This is a genomic window from Formivibrio sp. oc-25 (genome assembly GCF_055810895.1).
In genome coordinates, this window is record NZ_JBVVOL010000028.1 from 1 (window position 1) to 19,483 (window position 19,483).

The 19,483-nt window shown below is 52.5% G+C and carries 16 protein-coding genes; 12 read left to right on the forward strand and 4 right to left on the reverse strand.

What is annotated here, in order from left to right; genetic code table 11:
- Positions 1-357: 357 nt before the first annotated feature.
- Positions 358-720, forward strand: a complete 363-nt coding sequence (locus AC0KVQ_RS13900; RefSeq protein WP_473421771.1) for a CoA-binding protein — start codon at positions 358-360, stop codon at positions 718-720.
- Positions 721-813: 93 nt separating this feature from the next.
- On the opposite strand, the gene AC0KVQ_RS13905 is transcribed toward AC0KVQ_RS13900, so the two are convergent.
- On the reverse strand, positions 814-2,475 hold the full coding sequence (locus tag AC0KVQ_RS13905) for an alkaline phosphatase (RefSeq protein WP_473421772.1): 1,662 nt from the start codon (positions 2,473-2,475) through the stop codon (positions 814-816).
- 496 nt (positions 2,476-2,971) lie between these two features.
- Here AC0KVQ_RS13905 and AC0KVQ_RS13910 point away from each other — a divergent pair, with 496 nt between their 5' ends.
- From AC0KVQ_RS13910 to AC0KVQ_RS13950, 9 genes are all read left to right on the forward strand, one after another.
- Positions 2,972-3,895 carry a LysR substrate-binding domain-containing protein gene (locus AC0KVQ_RS13910; protein ID WP_473421773.1) on the forward strand — a complete coding sequence of 308 codons (924 nt, stop codon included), beginning with the start codon at positions 2,972-2,974 and terminating at the stop codon, positions 3,893-3,895.
- A gap of 268 nt (positions 3,896-4,163) precedes the next feature.
- Positions 4,164-5,552: an NAD(P)H-dependent oxidoreductase gene (locus tag AC0KVQ_RS13915; protein ID WP_473421774.1), complete on the forward strand. Its 1,389-nt coding sequence runs from the start codon at positions 4,164-4,166 to the stop codon at positions 5,550-5,552.
- Positions 5,549-5,869 carry a putative quinol monooxygenase gene (locus AC0KVQ_RS13920; RefSeq protein WP_473421775.1) on the forward strand — a complete coding sequence of 107 codons (321 nt, stop codon included), beginning with the start codon at positions 5,549-5,551 and terminating at the stop codon, positions 5,867-5,869. Before AC0KVQ_RS13915 ends, AC0KVQ_RS13920 begins: the two co-directional genes overlap by 4 nt.
- 26 nt (positions 5,870-5,895) lie before the next feature.
- Positions 5,896-6,789 carry an NAD(P)-dependent oxidoreductase gene (locus AC0KVQ_RS13925; protein WP_473421776.1) on the forward strand — a complete coding sequence of 298 codons (894 nt, stop codon included), beginning with the start codon at positions 5,896-5,898 and terminating at the stop codon, positions 6,787-6,789.
- 198 nt (positions 6,790-6,987) lie between these two features.
- Positions 6,988-7,977: a TRAP transporter substrate-binding protein gene (locus AC0KVQ_RS13930; protein ID WP_473421777.1), complete on the forward strand. Its 990-nt coding sequence runs from the start codon at positions 6,988-6,990 to the stop codon at positions 7,975-7,977.
- Between the two features lie 65 nt (positions 7,978-8,042).
- Positions 8,043-8,630 carry a TRAP transporter small permease gene (locus AC0KVQ_RS13935; protein ID WP_473421778.1) on the forward strand — a complete coding sequence of 196 codons (588 nt, stop codon included), beginning with the start codon at positions 8,043-8,045 and terminating at the stop codon, positions 8,628-8,630.
- On the forward strand, positions 8,627-9,889 hold the full coding sequence (locus AC0KVQ_RS13940; RefSeq protein ID WP_473421779.1) for a TRAP transporter large permease: 1,263 nt from the start codon (positions 8,627-8,629) through the stop codon (positions 9,887-9,889). The genes AC0KVQ_RS13935 and AC0KVQ_RS13940 overlap by 4 nt, the downstream gene beginning before the upstream one ends.
- A 296-nt stretch (positions 9,890-10,185) precedes the next feature.
- The gene (locus AC0KVQ_RS13945; protein WP_473421780.1) at positions 10,186-11,070 is read left to right on the forward strand and encodes an NAD(P)-dependent oxidoreductase; all 885 of its coding nucleotides are present in this window, start codon (positions 10,186-10,188) and stop codon (positions 11,068-11,070) included.
- A 171-nt stretch (positions 11,071-11,241) separates the two neighbouring features.
- A complete protein-coding gene (locus AC0KVQ_RS13950; protein ID WP_473421781.1) occupies positions 11,242-11,370 on the forward strand; it encodes a hypothetical protein in 129 nt (42 codons plus the stop codon).
- A gap of 185 nt (positions 11,371-11,555) precedes the next feature.
- On the opposite strand, the gene uidB is transcribed toward AC0KVQ_RS13950, so the two are convergent.
- The gene (gene uidB / locus AC0KVQ_RS13955; RefSeq protein WP_473421782.1) at positions 11,556-12,899 is read right to left on the reverse strand and encodes a glucuronide transporter; all 1,344 of its coding nucleotides are present in this window, start codon (positions 12,897-12,899) and stop codon (positions 11,556-11,558) included.
- Positions 12,900-12,964: 65 nt separating this feature from the next.
- A complete protein-coding gene (locus AC0KVQ_RS13960; RefSeq protein ID WP_473421783.1) occupies positions 12,965-13,879 on the reverse strand; it encodes a LysR family transcriptional regulator in 915 nt (304 codons plus the stop codon).
- Between the two features lie 318 nt (positions 13,880-14,197).
- Here AC0KVQ_RS13960 and AC0KVQ_RS13965 point away from each other — a divergent pair, with 318 nt between their 5' ends.
- Entirely contained in the window at positions 14,198-17,053 is a 2,856-nt protein-coding gene (locus AC0KVQ_RS13965; protein ID WP_473421784.1) for a glycoside hydrolase family 2 TIM barrel-domain containing protein, read from the forward strand.
- Positions 17,054-17,143: 90 nt separating this feature from the next.
- Here AC0KVQ_RS13965 and AC0KVQ_RS13970 read toward each other — a convergent pair whose 3' ends face one another.
- A complete protein-coding gene (locus tag AC0KVQ_RS13970; protein WP_473421785.1) occupies positions 17,144-18,073 on the reverse strand; it encodes a LysR family transcriptional regulator in 930 nt (309 codons plus the stop codon).
- A gap of 139 nt (positions 18,074-18,212) precedes the next feature.
- On the opposite strand from AC0KVQ_RS13970, the gene AC0KVQ_RS13975 reads away from it, so the two are divergent.
- Positions 18,213-19,328, forward strand: a complete 1,116-nt coding sequence (locus AC0KVQ_RS13975) for an S-(hydroxymethyl)glutathione dehydrogenase/class III alcohol dehydrogenase (RefSeq protein ID WP_473421786.1) — start codon at positions 18,213-18,215, stop codon at positions 19,326-19,328.
- Positions 19,329-19,483: the final 155 nt, after the last annotated feature.

Consider the following 19,483-nt stretch of genomic DNA (forward strand, 5'->3'; position numbering starts at 1 on the left):
TCGATCACCATGATCTCGGCGTTTTCACACAGGCGGCGCGCACGGGCAGCAAACGAGCCACCTGCTGCAACGCCACCAATAACCAACAGCTTGGAAGTTGACGACATAAGTTAATTCCTTGTGTTGAATGGAAAATTTGATCATTCGTGCTGCCGGATAAGCGGCTGAGAAATCAGATCGATGAATTTTTGATATTGGCTTATGCTAGTTAATTTTCAATTATGCGTCAATATAGTATATTTATCTATATACTAAGTATCACGGTAAATTTTCTTGAAGCCAATGCCGGTGAACGCAGAACCTGTATATAAAATGGGTCGTGCAACGGTAGATGTCTCACCAAGACAGGAGCAAGTCATGGAAAACGTAGTGGTAGTCGGAGCAAGTGCCAACGAGGAACGCTATTCCAATAAGGCCATGAAGATGCTGGTGGAATATGGGCATAACGCGATTCCGGTGGCACCAGCAGTAAGCGTGATTCTCGGCAAAAAGGTGTATTCCGGGCTGGATGAGGTCGCCGAAACGGTAGATACCGTGACGTTGTATGTCGGCCCGCAGCGACAGGATGGTTTATTCGAGCAAATTATCCGTCTGCATCCTAAGCGCGTGATTTTCAATCCGGGGACCGAGAATCCTGCTGTCTATGAATTGCTGGAATCCTCAGGAATCGAGCCGATAGAGGCATGCACGTTGGTGATGCTCAGAACAGGACAATTTTAAGAGCCTGTTCACGATCTTTTCACCGCAGCACCAGGCAGCGGACAAGCTAAAAGGCTGGACACACGTTGTGGCCAGCCTTGAATTAAACAGCGCTTACTTGACCAGGTTTACCAGGTTGCGAGCTACAAACCAGCGCGATCCGTTGTAAACCGTCACGCCATCCGATTGCACTTCCTTGTCGTTCAGCCAGGCGATGCTCTTGTTGCGCGGAATGCGCAGGGTCTGGCTGCCCTTGCTGATCACCAGTACCGGGTTTTCTGCATCGCTGAAGTCTTCATCGACGCGTGCCCCCTTGTTGGCAAACGCAACCACGCCATCCTCGAACAAGCGTGCAGTCGTGGCATCGAGATTCACACCCAGCGTCTTGGCCATGAAGGCGGCAACCTGAGTGTTGTCCAGCAGGCCGCCGAGCAGGCGACCGCGCGGATCGTAGCTGTAGAGCACCACGTCTTCGCCGGTGTGGCCATTGGTGGTGAAGCCGATCTTGGCGCGCTTGGCGATGATCGGGCCAACCGCGTAGTTCACGGCGCCTTTTTCTGCCTTGATGATGCTTTCAACTTCTGCGTCGCTCAGGTCTTCAACGCCGAGCCATTCCTTGGCAAGCGAGCGGATTTCCGCGCCCATGCTCTCCAGCGTGCCTTCCGCACGATTTGCCGGCAGCAGGGCTTCGAAGCCTTCACCGGTAACCTTGGCCTTCTTGAGCGGGCTGACAAAACTGGTCCAGTGCGTTTTGTCGTAGGTCTTGCTGGTGGAGCGATCGCCGATGGAAATGCCCGAGTTGCCATGATCGGAAACCGCCACAACCAGGGTGTTGCCCTTTTTCCTGGCGAATTCCAGTGCGACCTTGACGGCACGGTCAAACGCAAGCACGTCGCTCACGATGCCGACCGGATCATTGGCGTGTGCCGCCCAATCCACTTTCGAGCCTTCCACCATCAGGAAGAAGCCCTTGGGCTGCTTCGACAACACTTCGATGGCCTTGGTCGTCATCTGCGCCAGCGAAGGTTCGCGCGCCGGATCACGATCCAGATCGTAGGAAAGCGCGGTATGCGCATCGGTCTTGCCGAATACACCGACGAGCTTCTTGCCGGAGAACTGCTCCAGTTCGGCCGTGTTGCCGACGAGGGTGTAGCCGCGCGCTTTCAGGATGGCGGCCATGTCTTCCTTATCCTTGCGCGCTTGTGGCTTCAGATACTTGATGCCACCGCCCAGGATCACATCGAGCTTGTTGTAGACAATCTGCTCGGTCAGGTTGTCATAGCTCGAACGCGAGGGATCGTGGGCGCTGAAATCCGCCGGGGTGGCGTGCATGAATTCGCTGGTGCTGATAATGCCGGTGGCGCGTCCGCTCAGGCGGGCTGCTTCCAGCAGTGTTGCCACCGGGCGCAGTTCTTCACCGGCAGCCGGCACGCGTACACCCGGGAAAGCATATTTGCTGCCGGTGCTGGCGATGTTGCCGGTCTGGGATTTCCAGCCCGAAGAGATCGCCGAACCGGCGGGCGCCGAATCTGCAATGGTGCCGTCACCATTCCAGGTACTCATCAGGCCAGTGGCAAGCGGATCGAGTGCCAGCGATCCGCCCTGATACAGACGGGCCAGCGTGGTTCCGGCAACGCTCATGCCATCCGGAATCAGCACGATGACATTGGGCAGCGTTCGGGCTGCGGAGGTTTTGTTGATGCCAGCGGCCAGCACCGGGCTGGTTGCTGCGAGTGAAAGCAGGCTAATTGCGATGATGCGGGAGATTTTCGACATGACGTTCCTCGTGAAAAATTCAGGCAAGACGAGTTTATTGAGGATGCGTGTCAGATTTGTGAAGGCTGGGTATTGAGGTGTGATGGTGTACAGAAAGATTTTGGCAGGATTGCCGCAGATCGTGCTTGCTGCTGTGCGATATGAATCAGGTTTTCTTGCAAACACGGTGTTGCCGGTATATCCCCCCGGCCGAAGCTGAGGCAGACTATCAGCTCAGGCTGATAGTAGACTCCCTGACCCGATCGGCCGTGCAAACTTGCTGTGATGCATTGCATCACGGTTATCTGTCGTGGTTGCTGAAAATTGTGCCAGGCCCTGCCAAGAACCTGTTTACGTTCTGTCGCGAGAGGCCGTCAGCGGGGTGAAGCGCAGCGCAAAAACCGGAATGTACAAGGGCGTACATGAGGATTTTGAGCAGCACATGAGCCCCGATCACGGCTTCGCAGCAAGATTGTGAATAGGTTCTAAAGGGAATTCGACTTTACAGGACACACCTATGTCTTTGCCGCTTCGTGCCATTGCCGTCTTTCACACCGTTGTCCGCAACGGCAGCCTGACCAAGGCCGCTGCCGAGCTATGCATTACCACGTCGGCGGTGAGCCAGCAGATCCAGAACCTGGAAGAACACCTGGGTACGACCTTGCTGGCCAAGGCCGGGCGCGGCATCGCGCTGACGGAAGCGGGTGAGCGCTATTACGAGATGATCGCGGACGAAGTCGAACGCATTTCCGAAGCCACCCAACGCATCCGCGGGTTCCGTTCGCGCTCGGTGCTGACGGTCCGATCGGTTCCTTCTTTTGCCAACAAATGGCTGTTGCCGCGCCTGCAGGGTTTTCTCGATGCCAACCCCAATATCGAGTTGCGCCTGAATGCCACCAATGAACCTACGGATTTTGCGCGGGAGGCGGTCGATATCGAGATCCGGCATGGCGAGGGGCGCTGGCCCGGTCTCTTTGTCGAGGGGTTCGCCGAAGAATTCTTTCTGCCGGCATGCCTGCCATCGTATTGCGCGGCAGCCAGTATCTCTGCCGCTGAGGTTCAGCAGTATCGCCTGATCCACTCGGTGAAAGCCCAGGTGCAGTGGCACCAGTGGTTTTCCCGCGCCGGCGTACCGCCGGCAGAAGAATCGCAACGGGTTTTGTTTGATCGCAGCTATATGTCGATTGACGCGGCGGCCAACGGCATGGGCATGGCCCTGGAAAGCAATTTGATGATGTGGCGGGAATTGTGCGATGGCACGCTGGTGTGCCCGGTGCACGAACCCCCGAAGATTTCCGTGATCACGCAGTGGATTGTTTGCCCCTTCGATAATCTGAACAAAGCCAAGGTCAGTCTGTTTCTCAACTGGCTTCGTGCCGAACGCCAGGTTTGGCAAAGCCAGAGCCTGGAACCTGTTCATAGTCTTGCTGCAAAGCGCTGATCCGGGTTCGGCCGCTGTGCTTCACCACGTTGTGGGCTTCTTGCGACAGATCGTGAGCAGATCCTTACACCTCTTTTGAAAGTTTAGATAAACTAAACTTTTCCTCAAAAAAACCAATTTGTCCTGAACGAAATCGATTCTTAGAATGGTTTTCAGAAGCTGCGTTGCGTTTGCAGCCTTCGTCAACACCGTTGTCGGCCGGTCTATCTCCGGTTTTGCAAGAAACGACGAACGACGTTTTAAAACGATTTGATAAAAGGACAGGCATATGAATCTCTACACACTGCTGGCAGCCCGGGTTGCTGCTGGACGTCCGGTACGCGTCGGTCTGATTGGCGCAGGCAAGTTTGGCTCGATGTTCCTGAACCAGGCGCGTTTCATCGAAGGCATGCATGTCGTGGGCATTGCCGATCTGGATGTGAACAAGGCGCGTGCGTCACTGGCTCGCGTGGGCTGGCCGGCTGAACGTTATTCGGCCAACAGCCTGGAAGACGCACTGAAAACGGGCAAGACCTGCGTGCTGGATGATGCTTCTGCACTGGCAAACTGTGAAGAGATCGAATGCATTATCGAAGCAACGGGACACCCGATTGCCGGTGTGCGCCATGCGCTTGCCGCCATCGAAGGCAACAAGCACGTCGTCATGGTGAACGTAGAAGCCGATTGCATGTGTGGCCCGGTGCTCGCAGCCAAAGCCAGGGCCAAGAATCTGGTCTACAGCATGGCGTATGGCGATCAGCCTGCGATCATGTGTGAACTGGTCGACTGGGCGCGCTCCAGCGGATTCGAAGTGACCGCCGTAGGCAAGGGGATGAATTTCGAACCGCGCTATCGCTATTCCACTCCCGATACGGTGTGGGGTTATTTCGGCTGGACCGAAGAAGAAGTCGCCAAGGGCGATTTCAATCCGAAGATGTACAACTCCTTCACCGATGGCACCAAGGCTGCCATTGAAATGGCAGCTGTTGCCAATGGCACCGGTCTGGATTGCCCGGACGACGGCTTGGCCTTCCTGCCCTGCGGCATTCATGATCTGGCCAAGGTGTTCCGCCCGGCAGCCGATGGCGGCCGTCTTGCCCGCAGCGGCCTGATCGATATCGCTGCCAGCCAGGAGCCGGATGGTCGCGAAGTCCTCAACAATATCCGCTATGGCATGTTTGTCACCTTCAAGGCCCCGAACGAATATGCGCGGGCTTGCTTCAAGCAATACGGCCTGTTGGTCGACCCATCCGGCTGGTATGGCTCGATGTGGCGTCCCTTCCACATGATCGGCCTGGAAACCAGCGTCAGCGTACTTTCTGCCGTGCTGCGCCACGAGCCGACGGGCACCAGCAAGGAATTCCGTGGCGATGCCGTGGCAACTGCGAAGCGCGACCTGAAGCCGGGCGAGTACCTTGATGGTGAAGGCGGCTATGCAGCCTGGGCAAATGCGATTCCGGCCACGAAGAGTCTGGCTCTGGGCGGTTTGCCGATGGGCCTGGCTCACAACGTCAAGGTCATACGCCCGGTGGCCAAGGACACCATCGTGACCTTTGACGATGTGGTGATCGAACGCGATCTCGATGTATTGGCTGTGCGCAAGGAAATGGAACGCGCCGCACTGGGCGGAACGGCTGGTGCTGTAATCGCCAATCTCAAGCAGGTAGCCACGGTATGAGCAAGCGGCCTTCTGCGGCCGGCTATGTGGTAATCGCCGAATTCGAGGTTAAGCCCTCGCGGTTCGGCGATTTCCTGGTCCTGGCACACGCATTCGCACAATCGTGTCTCGACAATGAACCGGGCTGTTTGCAGTTCGATGTCGTGCAACTGGAAACCACTGCTTCGGGCGTTCTCTTCTATGAGGCTTACGAGGATACAGCGGCATTTGCAGCGCATTGTCAATCCGCACACCTTGCCCGCTTCAAGACGGAATTTCCGGAGATGATCGTGGCAGAGAAACCGCTACGCCGTGGCATACGTGGACAAGATACCTGATTGTTTCTCATCGAATGGATAACAACATGCACATGCCACCAAAAGTCGGTTTCGCGGGTACGGGCACCATGGGTTTTCACATGGCGCGTCGACTTGCCGAAAGTGGTTACCAGGTTCGGGTATGGAATCGCACTGCGGCAAAGGCAGAGCGATTGATCCCGCATGGTATCCAGGTGGCAGCCAGTGCGGTGGAGGTTGCCCGTGATGCAGATTTTGTCATCTGCATGCTCGGTTCTGATCAGGCCTGTGATGAGGTTTTGTTCAGCCCGGGGCAGGTTGTTAAATCCATGAAGATCGGCAGCACCTTGATTGTCATGAGTTCGATCTCGGTGGAAACGGCACGGCGTCAATCAAAAATGGCCAGGGCGTACGGGGTGGATTATCTGGATGCACCGGTGTCCGGCGACGAGGAAAGGGCAGAAAACGCAACGCTTGTCATCACGGCAGGTGGCGATGCCGAGGTGTTCGAGCGTTCGCGTGTACTGCTGGCGGCAATGGGGCGGCCGACTCGCGTCGGCCCGGCAGGAGCAGGGCAACTGGCCAAGCTGGTCCATCAGATGCTGGAGGCCAGTTCATTGACTGCCGTGGCCGAAGCGTTGCTTTTTGCCGAACGCGGCGGCGTCGATCCGGCCAAGGTGCAAGAAGCCCTGCTGGGGGAGTTCACCGATGCAGGCGCGCTGCGTCAGCATGGGCAGCGCATGATCAACAGCGATTTTGTGCCGGGCCGGGCAGCCAGAGATCAAACCCAGGATACCGGCAAAGTGATCGCGCTTGCTCGTGCCATGGGATTGGAGCTTCCCATGCTCCATCTGGTCGATAGCCTCTTTGCCGACATGGTTGAACGCGGTGATGGAGATCTGGACCATAGCGCGATTATTTTGGAGCTTCGGCGACGTCAGGAGGCTTATGGCGATACCTAGCTAGATACGAGGATTATCCGTTGCAGCAATGGTCGGAGCGGTTGATGTCGATCCGACGACCAGAATCATATTTATAAGAAAGAACCGTCTTTAAGTAATGTCGGCCCATCTTCCTGATGTCCGATACGCAGCAAACAGGAGGCAAGCATGCATCCTGTCTTACTTACTGAAGTTCCATTCATGTTTGGAGGCAAAGAGATGAATATCACGTTCAAATGGCTCGCAGTTTCTCTGGCAGCAGGCACGCTTTGTATGGCTCCGCAATCCTGGGCTGAGACACCGATCAAACTGGTTCTGGCCCATGCCGTGGCGCCGGAAAACCCCAGAGCGATTGCTGCGCTGAAATTCGCCGATCTGGTCAAGGAAAAAAGCAAAGGGCGGATCACCGTTCAGGTGGCTGGCGCCTCGCAGTTGGGTGATGACCTGACCATGCTCTCCGCCATGCGTACTGGCACGCTGGACATGAGCATCAACTCGCAAGGCCCCATCTCTTCGGTATTGCCTGAATTGTCGGCACTGGGCTTGCCCTATCTGTTTTCCAGCCAGCCCAAAGCCTGGGAATTGCTCGATGGCCCTGTTGGGCAGGAGCTGGGCAAGAAACTGGAATCCAAAAACCTGATCTTGCTGGCCTGGATGGATAACGGCATCCGCCAGATTACCAACAACAAGCGGCCCATCACGCAACCGGATGATCTGAAGGGCATCAAGTTGCGGACTCCGCCTGATCCTTCCACGGTCGATATGTTCCAGGCCATGGGGGCAAGCACACAACAGATCAACTTCAGCGAACTCTATCTGGCTCTGCAGCAAGGCGTGGTGGATGGCCAGGAAAACCCGCTGGCCAACATTCATGCCGGCAAACTGCATGAAGTGCAGAAGTACATCTCGGTGACCAATCACAAATATGAAGCCACGCCATTTGTGATGAGCGGGATTACCTGGGGACGCCTCTCAACGGATGACCGGACCTTGATCAAGGCGGCGGCACAGGAAGCAACGGTTCTGCAGCGCAATCTGATGGCATCGGCCGATGAGAAGCTGATGGCCGAATACAAGAAAAACCCAGCGCTGCAAATCAATTTCCCCGATCAGGCGCTTTTCAAGGCTGCAACGCAAAAGGTCTGGGATAACTGGGAGAAAAAGCCGTTTGGCGATTTTGTGAAAAAACTGCGCGCCGCATCCAAGTAATAGGTTCAGGGTGGCGCATGCTTGCGCCACCCTGAGAAACAGATTCTTTCTTGGAGAACAGTTGTATGACTAAAACATCTACTGCGGCACTTTCAGGCGAGAGCATCATGGAAGATGATCAGCAATCGGCGCTGGTATCGATGGCACACCATATCGAAAAGGGAATCCGGGTGTTTTGCCGGGCAATCATGTTATCCACCGGACTTTTCCTGCTCTTTATTCTTACGGCCATCGTGCTGTTGCGTTATTCAAACGCGGGCAGCATCGATTCAGGGGCTGAGTTGTCAGCGCTCGTATTTCCGATCTTTGTCATGGCAGGCATCGTGGAGGCTGCATTGACGGGTGCTCACGTGGCTACACAGGTCATGCTTAATGCGCTCAATGCGGTTTGGCGAAAATATCTGGTTTTATTGATTCACACGGTAACTGCAGCACTTTATTTCTATCTGTCGACGTATGCCTACCGCAATGCGGTGATTGCACATGAAGAGCTCAGTACGATCTTGCAAGTGCCAGGCAGTGTCGGCTATGGCGGTCTGGCAATAGGTCTGGCATTGGTCGGTGTATGCAGTCTTTGCGCAATTGTGCGGTACACATTGGGCAAAGAGAAAGTCACAGTCAATCTTGCTGAAACAGGTCCGGGGGTCGTATGAGTCTAATTATGGTGGTGGTATTTGGACTATTGCTGATTTTGTCTTTCCCGGTAGCGCATGCACTGCTCGTCGGATCGACACTCGGCATTATGGCAGGGAGCAATTTGCCCTTGTTTGCTGTGATTCAGCAAATGTTTTCACCCACGCAAAGTTTTCCCCTGATTGCAATCCCGTTTTTTGTGATGTCGGGCGAGCTCATGATGAGCGGGAAATTGGGCAAGAACATGATTGATTTTGCCACTGATCTGGTCGGGCGTTTTCGTGGTGGGCATGCCCAGGTCAGCGTATTGGGATCGACGCTATTTGGCGGCGTTACCGGTTCTGCCGTCGCAGATGCCACTGCACTCGGGTCGGTGCTGGTGCCCTGGCAAAAGAAGATGGGCTATCCGGGCGCATTCTGTGGTGCCACGATAGCGGCCGCCTCTACCATCGATATTCTGGTTCCACCTTCAATCCCCTTGATTCTTTTCGCACTAATCTCCAATGCGTCGATTGGTGGCTTGTTCCTGGCGGGATTGTTGCCGGGCTTGATGCTGGCTGCCGGTTTTCTGGTGGTGTGCAACATCAGTGCACGTTTCAGAGGTTTCCCCTATGAGAAACAACCTGTCAAATGGGGTGCCATGGCCAAGCGTGGCTTATTTGCCATGCCGGCTTTGATGCTGCCGGTAATTGTTCTGATTTCTCTGCGTTTCGGTTTGGCAACCCCCACTGAAATCAGCACCATAGCCGTTGTGTATTCCCTGCTTATCTCGGCGCTGTTGTATCGCGATATGTCCTGGGAGCGTATCAAACGTTCCATCTACTTTGGTGGCGCGGCAACGGGAGTTGTGATGCTCTTGATCATGGGTTCCATGACCGCAGGCTGGATATTGACCCTTGAGCAAATTCCGGAACAATTTATCGAATGGGCCAAGGGTAGCTTTGATAGCAGGGCATCTATCCTGATGCTGATGAATATCATCATGCTGATTGCCGGGATGTTCATTGATCTACCGGCTGCCATTCTGTTGCTGGGTCCGCTATTCGTGCCGTTGGCGAATACCTATGGCATTGATCTGATTCAGCTTGGTGTGATGATGGTAGTGAATCTGGCCATCGGCTTGTATTCGCCACCCGTGGGAACCACCTTATTCATCGGGAGCATGCTGGCAAAGGCAACCATTGGCCAAACCGTGAAAGAGTTGATACCGTTCTACGCGGTTGGTTTGACAGTACTGGCTTTGATTACCTATGTGCCGGCATTCATTATTCGTGCCTGATCTTTTTTATGTATGAATCCGTTTCTGACTGATTTTATCTGATCATCGAACGGATTTATCAGGTTAAACCTTCTCCTCAAACGCCATGTTCCTTTTGTGGGCATGGCGTCTTTTTTGCAAATAAATCGACAATTTTGTTTTAGATTTTCTATAGAGTTGGCAAGATTTATTCAATTGAACTTCACAAACAAAAAATCTAAAGTTTTATCAAGGCTTGTCGAATATTTGTTTCGAATGGCTGTGCGCTGAGCGTGAATTTTCCGTTTGTTTTGGATTTTATGATTAATGAGGATTCTATGAACACACTGGTCATTGGTTTTGTTGGTACTGGCATTATGGGATTCCCCATGGCACGGAATCTGGCGAAGGCTGGTTATGCCGTTAAGGCGTACGATCTTGATGTGGATAAATCACAGCGATTGTCTGAATTTGGCGTTTCAGTCGTGCCGGATAATCGGGATGTTGCGAAAGATGCCGATGTTTTGATCTGCATGCTGAGTTCCGGTCCTATCTGCGATAGTGTGCTGCTGGGTGATTCCGGCCTGATTGCCAATATGCGGCCAGGCTCCCTGCTTATCGTGATGAGTTCAATTCCTGTCGAAACCGCCAGAAATCAGGCGAAATTCTGCGCAGAATTGGGTATTGATTATGTAGATGCCCCCGTGTCCGGCGGTGAAAAGGGTGCCATTGAAGCCAATCTGGCCATTATGGCCGGCGGAACCGCTGAGGCATACGAAAAAGCGCGTCCCATTCTGGAAGCCATGGGCCGGCCAACACATATCGGCCCGGTCGGAACGGGTGAATTAACAAAACTGGTGAATCAGATGATGGTGGCCAGCAATATCGCCAGTGTGGCGGAAGCCATGTTGCTGGCAGAAAAGGGTGGGGCAGAACCAGCCAAAGTACGCGAAGCGCTTCTGGGTGGATTTGCCGATTCCACCATACTGCGCCAACACGCATTGCGCATGATCGATGGCAATTTCGTGCCGGGTGGCATTGCCCGATATCAGGTCAAGGATACAAAAACCGCTATTGATTTTGCGCGCAGCGTGGGTGTTGATTTGCCCATGCTGAATCAGGCGGATGAGTTGTTTTCCGACATGGTGGAAAGCGGCGATGGGGATCTGGATCATAGCGGGGTGATTCGCCAGCTGCGCCGGCACAACCATCTGACGGTTTGATGGGCCATTCATCTGTCCCGCGCGGAATAGCCATGCCGATCATCGCCGTTCTGAATCGAAATTCCTTTCATCCTGTGGCGTGAGAGCCAATTTTAGGAAGGAAACCCACAACTATCGTTGTGGGAGATCTGTACGGCGATAACGGCCGTAAGTGTCAGAAGGAGAACGATCATGACCAAGGCATGGCACAGTACCAAGGAAGACAAGAAGAAACCCATGATGACGGCCAAGGAGAAAAAGGCGCTGAAGCATGTCAAGAAGCACCCTCCAGGCATGGTGGTGCCGCCGACACATCATTGATTTCTCCCAATCCTGCACAACTAAAAAGGCCGCTTAATTGCGGCCTTGACATAGGTGCTGATCAGGGGGTGATTAATGTGTTTTGCCAAAAAAACGCACGAGGGCGGGAGCGTGGAGGTGGTAACCCTATCATGAGAGTGCTTTATCAAGAATCAGAATCAAGATGAGGACCACATGCTGTGCGATTACTTCCTGCTCTTGGTTTCATTGATTATCTCCGAGAGACGCTTATCGGTCAGAGGGTAATAAATAAGCATAACCACAAAAGCGATTCCAAAAAATGCAGCGGGAACGAGGGCAACAGCTTGCTGAATTCCAAGTGTTACGATTTGATCTTGTTTTTCAATATTGGGGGTGTACCCATAAAATGCGAGAATAAATGCCGGCAGAGATCCGCCAATTGAATATCCCAGTTTCCTCATCAGGGAAAAGAATGAGTACGTCATTCCCTCAATACGTGCCCCCGTTCGCCATTCTCCATATTCTACCGTGTCTGCTTCAAGTGCCCATGCGATAGACATCGACGTTTTGACTCCAATGGCTATTAGCGTGAATGCGCAATATATCAAAATGATGTTGCCATGTGGAACTAGGAATAATAGGAGGTAGCCGATAATCGATATGGCTAGTCCGGCGAGGAAAATGTTCTTTTTCCCAATAATTTGAGTTGCTCTGGGGATGGTTGGTACTAATGCTAGGGCTGTGATGAGGTTTATGATGCCGAGTGCAATAAAGAAATCTTTAATGTTAAAGGTTGCGACTTTGGCAAAGTATACAAGAGAAGCGCCGGATGCGGAATACCCTAGCAGCATGCATAAAACGCTTATGCAGAGAATTAGTAGTGGCCTGTTTTTTATTAGCGTTTCAATTATTTCATTAATTTTTTTGTGTTCTATTTTTCTTTCAATGATCTCTTCGGTGTTTTTGAAGCAGATCATGTAAAGAATGGATCCTGCAATTATCATTATTAATGTAATCGCTGATAGCATCTGCTGAAGAGATTCGCCCTTCTGCTCAGTCATCATGGGGCCAATTACCATGGTAAGAAAGCTGAAAGTGCAGACTGACATGAACATGCGCGACACGCCTAAGCTTGCACGTTCTCGCGGATCTTGTGTCATGGCTGTTGCTAATGATCCATACGAAATATTAATGAGTGAGTACGCCATCCCCAAGAGGAAATAAGTTACATAAGCGTAAACCAGTTTTTCGCTTACGCTCCAATTTATTGGTACTGAGAAGACTGCGAAATTTAATGCCAATAATGGAACAGCACCCCAGAGAATGAATGGACGAAAGCGCCCCCAGCGTGTATTGGTTCGGTCAATCAAATATCCTGCGATTATGTCTGTGAATGCGTCGAGAACACGAACTATGGCGAGCATCATTCCTGCAGCCACCAGCGGAATGCCCACGACATCTGTGTAGTAGTTCAGTAGAAAAAGGATGCTCATGGCAAATACAAAATTATTTGCCATGTCTCCTAATCCATAAGAAATTATACTAACTTTACTTAGCTGTCTGCGCATGTGTTTCAATCTGTTGTGATGAAATAAGGTTATTGTGAGTTGGGAAGATTGCTCAGGTAATGTCCTTATTTGTTTGTTCTGCTTGCCTGATGTTTTTTACTGTGCATGTTGCGGAATTCGTGCACGGTTTCAAGTATCCACTGTAATGCACGAGATTTATCATTGCTTCTGTAATAACAGTACAGATCGCAGTGAATATTTACTGGGGCGGTTAATGGTCGGTACACAACATTCGGAATGGATAAGCTTTGAAATGATTCGGGGACAAACGCAACACCAAGGCCAACACTAACCATGGAGACGGCACTTGCCATGTCTTGCGTTCTTTGAATAATGTTGGGTTGAAATCCATACTGGCTGAATAATTCAATCCATTCATTGCTGAAGTTGTTTTTTAGTCTTCCGATCATTGGGATGTCGCGCAAGTCGCTCAGGTCAATTCTGTCCAATTGTGCCAGTGGATGATCTGCATGCAAAGCAAGGCATATATCTTCCTCATGTACTAATTCCGCCAATAATTCTTCCGGAGCAAGAAAATGCCTGTCAAATACAATCTGAACAACTCCCTTGAGCAGGTTGTCAAATTGTTGCGAGATTTGTGCTGAATGCAGTGCAACCTCCACGGTGGGATGATTTTGTCGAAATAATTTTATTATGTTGGGAATGTGAGTCAATAATGCCGAACCATAAGCACCAATGTTGATTTTTTGTTCAACTGCAGTAGCGGCAATTTGAATGTCATTTTTTACCAGCTCAAATTGTGATTTGAGTGAGCGGGCATGTTGTAACAAAGCCTCTCCAGCTGCTGTTAAATAAACGCCCGAAGTATTTCGTATAAATAGTTTTGCACCCAATTCTTCCTCTAATGACTGAATCTGTCTAGAGAGTGCAGACAGAGATAAAGGAAGTCTTTCGGCTGCTCGGCCTAGATTTCTTTCCTCTGCTGTAACTATAAAGTAATAGAGTTGTCGCTCATTCATTTTGCATTCTTGGTATAATTTTGTTTATGTCTGCCGGCCCGGCATTTTCTGTTGCGGGGGCCAAACTCTTCTCCTGCCTTATTGTAGGCATTCTAACGAATAGCATTATGTTTCCCGTTGCATAAATAGCAACACATGTTGCGAAATATGCGATGGACGGCCCGTTTCTCGAAGGTAAAAATTTCATTCCAGATGCTGGGTGGAAATTATTACTCCCATATCAGGTGGGTCTCCCTCCTGTCGCCCAGTCTGATTGTGCATAGAAATCAAGCCCAGCATCTACAAGGAAGTATTTCTACATGATCGAGGAGAGAAATAATGCAGTATGCATTCAATACCAAGAAAACAGCAGTTGCAGTCGCTGTTTCTTTAGCATTGACTCTGGGCATAGTTGGCTGTGGTGGTGGCGGTGATGATGTCACGAATGAAGCAGTAGTAAGCTCGACAGAGCTGCGGGCTGTTACATCACTTAATCAAGGCTGGAAGTTTGTCCAGGACGATGTTCTGACCGATGATGCTGCATTGGTGAATGACGGAAATAGCTGGTCCAGTGTCTCCCTGCCACATACGTGGAATGCCACTGATGCTGCCACAACGGCACAAACCACTCCAACAACTCCTAGTTACAAGCGGGGGCAAGGCTGGTATCGACTGGAGTTCAACAGTAATGGCACTGGTGCAACGCAATGGCTCCAGTTTGATGGCGCCAGTATCGTTGCTGACGTCTGGCTGAATGGTGAAAAACTTGGGCAGCACAAGGGCGCGTTCACCGCTTTCCGTTTTGATGTTACCGGCAAGCTGAAATCTGGCACTAACGTATTGCTGGTCAAAGTCGATAACTCTGCACCGACTTCCAACACATCATTGACAGCGATTGCGCCTCTTTCCGGCGACTTCAACATGTCCGGAGGTCTCTACCGTGGTGTTTCACTGGTTTCCACGCAAGACAAGGCACACTTTGCGCTAAACGAAGCAGTTACCTCCAAAGATACAAGTGGCAATGAAATCACACAGTTCGTGGCTGGCAGTGGCGTCTATGCACGCACAACCTCGATCACCAGTGGCAACGCAACTATCAATGTTTTGGCCAGGTTGAAGAATGGCTCTGCAGTCGATGGAAGCTATATCGTGCAAGCTTCTTTGCTGGAAGCCGATGGCAAAACGCTGAAAAAATCCATACAGAAAAAAGATATTTTCATCAAGGCAGGCGCGTACGGGGAAACTTCGGTCGATTTGGATATTGACCAAGCACACCTCTGGCAGGGAGTAACCGATCCGTACTTGTACAAGCTGGTTGTGGAGCTGAAAAACAGTGCCGGATCCACGGTCGATAAAATCGTGCAGGATTTTGGCATTCGCCAGATGCAGTTTGATCCCGACAAGGGCTTTTTCCTGAATGGAAAATCCACACCGTTGCATGGCGTGAACATGCATCAGGACTATCTGGCTAAGGCATGGGCTATCAGCAATGCCGATACAGACGAATCACTGGCCATGATCAAGGAAATCGGCGCTAATACCATCCGCTTGGCACACTACCCGCATGCGGCCTACACCGTTCAACAAGCGGACAAGCTTGGTCTGGTGGTGATGGCTGAAGTGCCATTTGTGAATCAGAGTGCCTACAGCGCATCACGCAACGATTGCAGCCAGGGAACGGCCGATCCTGAAACAACGGGATTTGCAGCAAACGTCCGCCTGCAAGCGCAAGAGCTGATTCGGCAGCAATATAATCACGCATCGATTGGTCTGTGGTCTGTGGGTAATGAAACGACGACTACGGTTTCGAGTGCCTGCGGTCAGACGCAGGACAACAACAACATCACGCCGTTGTTGCGCAGCCTGCATGCACTGGCCAAGGCGGAAGATCCGGGGCGTTACACGACCGTGGCCGCTCAGATTACGCGCAATGGTGACACTGTCTTGCCTGATACGGTCTCGGTGGCTGGAATTACCGACACGTATAGTGTTAACCGTTATTTCCAATGGTATTACGGCACATCGGAAACCCAGCTTGCTGACCATCTGGATGCGTTGCATGCGCAGAATCCGACTCAAGCCATCGGCGTTTCGGAGTACGGCGCCGGTGCTGCCCTCACGCACCACACAGATAATCCTTATGGCGGAAGAGTATGTAATCGCGACGGTACTAACTCAGCGAGAATCTGCTACCAGCCAGAAGGGTATGCGGCTTATGTGCTTGAGAAAAATTACGCCGCCATGGTCAACAAGGCCTATGTCTATGGGACCTATGTCTGGAACATGTTCGATTTCGGTTCTGGCAACCGGCATGAGGGTGATATTGGTGCTACCAATACCAAGGGGCTGGTAACCTTTGACCGCAAGATCAAGAAAGATCCGTTCTTCTTCTACAAGGCTAACTGGACTAGTGAACCGGTAACTTACATCGCCAACCGTCGGTACACACAGCGAGCTTATCCGGTTACGGATATCAAGCTGTACAGCAACGCGGATTCCGTGACGCTGAGTGTAAATGGCGCCACGATCGGCACCAAGTCTGCAGCCGATTGTCCGTTGAAAGTTTGTGAATTCAAGGGCGTTAATCTGGTTGCGGGAACCAACACTATCTCGGCAGTCGGTACTCATGCAGGAAAAACAGTAACGGATACCGTAGGCTGGAATCTTTCGACGGACAATGCCAACAATATTTATATTGCTACTGGCCAACTGACAACAGGATTCAAGTCAACGGATTCCTTGCTGGGTAGCCATACGTTTGGCTCGGATAACTTCTTTGTTGGTGGTGATTATCCTCCCTCGGCAGGGTTTACTGGTGCTGCAGGGCTGAGCGGCAACATAGTGATCAATGGTCTTGGCACGACCAGCATTCCTGAAACCGGTCGTGTATGGGATATGTGGCGCGAAGGTAGTTCGTTCAGCTATCAGATTCCTGTGGCGAATGGCACGTACCGTGTAACCCTTGGCTTCCTGGAGCCAAGCACGTCAGCGGCAGCAGGTACTCGGGTCTTCAATGTCAATGCTAATGGAGTGAACGCCATTTCCAATCTGGATATTTTCAGTGCGGCTGGCGCAAACAGGACTGCAATCACACGCAGCTTCAATGCAACGGTAAGTAATGGTGTGCTGCAGCTTGATTTCAGTGGCGTAACCGGCAAGGCTATTGTTTCGAATATTTCTGTCGTCAAACAGTAATATTTAAGCAGCAAAGTCCCCGCTCTATGACGGAGCGGGGCCCTGTCTATTCCGTTTTGCGCTGCATTTCACCTCGCTGACGGCTTCTCGCTACAGATCGTGAACACGTTCTAAGGGTAAAGCGGAGGCCGTTCCCCCATATTCCGGCAAATCAGCCAGTCCTGCCCTCAGCATATCGACCAGCAAACGGACTTTGGGCAGCGGGTAGCGCCGCTGCGGCGCGACTGCCCACACTGCCGTATCCGGTGGCTGGTTGGCTTCAAGGAGTGAGACCAATTCACCGCGCTTGAGTGGATCCAGTACATAGTAATCCGGCAACTGGCACAAACCCAGCCCGCGCAAGGCGGCATCGAGTACGGCGGTTCCATTGTTGCAGCGCCAGTTGCCGCGCGGTTTGAAGGGGTACTCATGACCATTCTCGTGGAACAGCCACGTGTCATTCGTGCCGATCAGGCAATTGTGGCCAGTCAGCTCCGATAGGGTATGCGGGCAGCCGTAGCGCTCAAGATAGGCGGGCGAGGCACAAAGATACATGGCACGGGGCGCAATGCGGCTGGCAACCAGCGTGGAGCTTTCCAGCCGACCGAGGCGAATCGCCAGATCAAACCCTTCCTGCACCAGATCGAGCATGCGGTTGGTCAGTTCGATTTCGACGCGCAACTGCGGGTGTTGCGTCATGAAGCTATTCACGATTGGCACGATGAAACGCTCACCGTACGCCACGGCGGCCGTCATGCGCAGCAGACCGGTGGGTGCGCGATGCAGATCACTGATTGCCACAAACGCGTCATCACGCTCCTCGATCAGACGCTGGCAGCGTGCGAAAAAGGTCTGCCCAGCCTCGGTCAGCGATACCTTGCGGGTGGTGCGATAAAGCAGGCGCGCCTGAAGACGCTCCTCCAGCAAGGCCACCTGGCGGCTGACATGCGAGGATGACACGCGCAGTCGTTCCGCGGCGCGTGAAAAACTTGCGCATTCCACCACGGCGACAAATTCGTCCAGTCCTTCCCAGCGGCTCATCTGATTCCCTCTTTATTGTGCAAACATAGATTATCCCTGTGCTGCAATAGTGTTTCCATGCATGATGAATTATCCCCTTGGCTGATTCAATTAAACTTGTTGATGAAATGCTTCAATAATTCATAATCGGAGAGTCCACATGAGCATCAAGTCCCGCGCGGCCGTCGCTTTTGGTCCCAAACAACCTTTGCAAATTGTTGAAGTGGATGTCGAACCGCCCAAGGCTGGTGAAGTGCTGGTGCGTATTGTGGCCAGCGGCGTCTGCCACACTGATGCCTTTACGCTCTCGGGCGATGATCCGGAAGGTATCTTCCCTGCCATTCTTGGCCATGAAGGGGGCGGCATCGTCGAAGCCGTGGGCGAGGGGGTGACTTCGCTGGAGGTGGGCGACCATGTCATTCCGCTCTATACCGCCGAGTGCCGCGAGTGCAAATTCTGCAAATCCGGCAAGACCAATCTCTGCCAGGCGGTGCGCGCTACTCAGGGCAAGGGCTTGATGCCGGATGGCACCACGCGTTTTTCGTACCAGGGACAGCCGATCTATCACTACATGGGCTGTTCGACCTTCTCCGAATACACCGTACTGCCTGAGATTTCGCTCGCCAAGATTCCGAAGGAAGCTCCGCTGGATAAGGTATGCCTGCTGGGTTGTGGTGTGACCACCGGCATCGGCGCGGTACTCAACACAGCCAAGGTCACGGAAGGCTCAACTGTTGCGATCTTTGGTCTTGGCGGTATCGGCCTGGCTGCGATCATTGGTGCAACCATGGCCAAGGCCAGCCGCATCATCGCGGTGGACATCAACCCGGCCAAGTTCGAGATTGCGAAGCAGCTGGGCGCAACGGATTTCGTCAATCCCCAAGACCATGAACGCCCGATCCAGGACGTGATCGTGGAGATGACCGATGGTGGCGTGGATTACTCATTTGAATGTGTCGGCAATGTGAAACTGATGCGCGCCGCGCTGGAATGCTGCCACAAGGGCTGGGGCGAATCGACCATCATTGGTGTGGCTGGCGCTGGACAGGAAATCAGCACGCGGCCATTCCAGTTGGTTACCGGTCGGGTCTGGCGCGGTTCGGCTTTCGGCGGCGTGCGTGGCCGCACCGAACTGCCGGGCTATGTGAAGAAATCGCAGAGTGGCGAGATCCCGCTCGATGTCTTCATTACCCACAATATGCCACTGGCCGACATCAATCAGGCTTTCGACCTGATGCACGAAGGCAAGAGCATACGTACTGTTATCCACTTTTAAGAAACTGTTAACGATCTGTCGCGAGAGGCCGTCAGCAGGGCGAAGAGCAGTGCAAAAACTGGAGTGTACAAAGGAGTACATGAGGATTTTGAGCAGCACATGAGCCCTGATCACGGCGTCGCAGCAAGATCGTGACAGGTTCTGAGGATTGCGCT

Bases quoted from the DNA above. Each gene is read 5' to 3' on its own strand.
- AC0KVQ_RS13900 (WP_473421771.1), top strand. From the start codon at position 358: ATGGAAAACGTAGTGGTAGTCGGAGCAAGTGCCAACGAGGAACGCTAT.
- AC0KVQ_RS13905 (WP_473421772.1), bottom strand. From the start codon at position 2,475: ATGTCGAAAATCTCCCGCATCATCGCAATTAGCCTGCTTTCACTCGCA.
- AC0KVQ_RS13910 (WP_473421773.1), top strand. From the start codon at position 2,972: ATGTCTTTGCCGCTTCGTGCCATTGCCGTCTTTCACACCGTTGTCCGC.
- AC0KVQ_RS13915 (WP_473421774.1), top strand. From the start codon at position 4,164: ATGAATCTCTACACACTGCTGGCAGCCCGGGTTGCTGCTGGACGTCCG.
- AC0KVQ_RS13920 (WP_473421775.1), top strand. From the start codon at position 5,549: ATGAGCAAGCGGCCTTCTGCGGCCGGCTATGTGGTAATCGCCGAATTC.
- AC0KVQ_RS13925 (WP_473421776.1), top strand. From the start codon at position 5,896: ATGCACATGCCACCAAAAGTCGGTTTCGCGGGTACGGGCACCATGGGT.
- AC0KVQ_RS13930 (WP_473421777.1), top strand. From the start codon at position 6,988: ATGAATATCACGTTCAAATGGCTCGCAGTTTCTCTGGCAGCAGGCACG.
- AC0KVQ_RS13935 (WP_473421778.1), top strand. From the start codon at position 8,043: ATGACTAAAACATCTACTGCGGCACTTTCAGGCGAGAGCATCATGGAA.
- AC0KVQ_RS13940 (WP_473421779.1), top strand. From the start codon at position 8,627: ATGAGTCTAATTATGGTGGTGGTATTTGGACTATTGCTGATTTTGTCT.
- AC0KVQ_RS13945 (WP_473421780.1), top strand. From the start codon at position 10,186: ATGAACACACTGGTCATTGGTTTTGTTGGTACTGGCATTATGGGATTC.
- AC0KVQ_RS13950 (WP_473421781.1), top strand. From the start codon at position 11,242: ATGACCAAGGCATGGCACAGTACCAAGGAAGACAAGAAGAAACCCATG.
- uidB (WP_473421782.1), bottom strand. From the start codon at position 12,899: ATGCGCAGACAGCTAAGTAAAGTTAGTATAATTTCTTATGGATTAGGA.
- AC0KVQ_RS13960 (WP_473421783.1), bottom strand. From the start codon at position 13,879: ATGAATGAGCGACAACTCTATTACTTTATAGTTACAGCAGAGGAAAGA.
- AC0KVQ_RS13965 (WP_473421784.1), top strand. From the start codon at position 14,198: ATGCAGTATGCATTCAATACCAAGAAAACAGCAGTTGCAGTCGCTGTT.
- AC0KVQ_RS13970 (WP_473421785.1), bottom strand. From the start codon at position 18,073: ATGAGCCGCTGGGAAGGACTGGACGAATTTGTCGCCGTGGTGGAATGC.
- AC0KVQ_RS13975 (WP_473421786.1), top strand. From the start codon at position 18,213: ATGAGCATCAAGTCCCGCGCGGCCGTCGCTTTTGGTCCCAAACAACCT.